This window comes from Acidovorax sp. ST3 (genome assembly GCF_003231145.1).
GTDB lineage: Bacteria > Pseudomonadota > Gammaproteobacteria > Burkholderiales > Burkholderiaceae_C > Acidovorax.
This window is the reverse complement of the sequence record NZ_QKVP01000133.1, coordinates 1-523: the sequence shown is the minus strand read 5'-3', so window position 1 is coordinate 523 and position 523 is coordinate 1. Positions and strand designations below refer to the sequence as shown.

Annotated in this window: 1 protein-coding gene; it reads right to left on the bottom strand. The window is 63.1% G+C overall.

What is annotated here, in order from left to right:
- Positions 1 to 523 (bottom strand): FAD-dependent oxidoreductase (locus DNK89_RS23960; protein WP_153064357.1); only part of this gene is annotated, 523 nt, incomplete at both ends.

Below are 523 nucleotides of genomic sequence, written 5' to 3'. Positions count from 1 at the left end.
GCGGAAACAGATCGGTGACCGAATGTTCGAGCGTCGCGCGCCGTGCGGGACGCAGGGCAAGATCGTAGCCCGAAATCTCGGCCGTACCACCGACGCGGATACGATCGCCCAGTCGCGTGATCGCCACCTTGTAGGTCTCGTCCATGACGGTCGATTCCGGCGCGCCGGCGGCATCGGAGATCGGCACCGTGATCGAATATCCCTTGATCGGGTAGACCGGAATCGAAAGGCCGAGCGGCTTCAACATGATCGGGGAATAGCTGCCGAGCGCGCAGACATAGGCGTCCGCCGTCAGCAGCCCTTCACTGGTGTCCACACCGGCGATGCGGCCGCCTTCGGTGGCAATGCCCTTGATCACTGTGTTGAAGCGGAAGCTCACGCCGCGCTTTGCCGCATGTTCGGCAAGCCGTTCCGTGAAAATCTTGCAGTCGCCTGTTTCGTCGCCCGGCAGGCGCAGGCCACCAACGAACTTGCCTTTCACATTGGCCAAAGCCGGTTCCGCGCCGATGCAGCCGGCTGGATC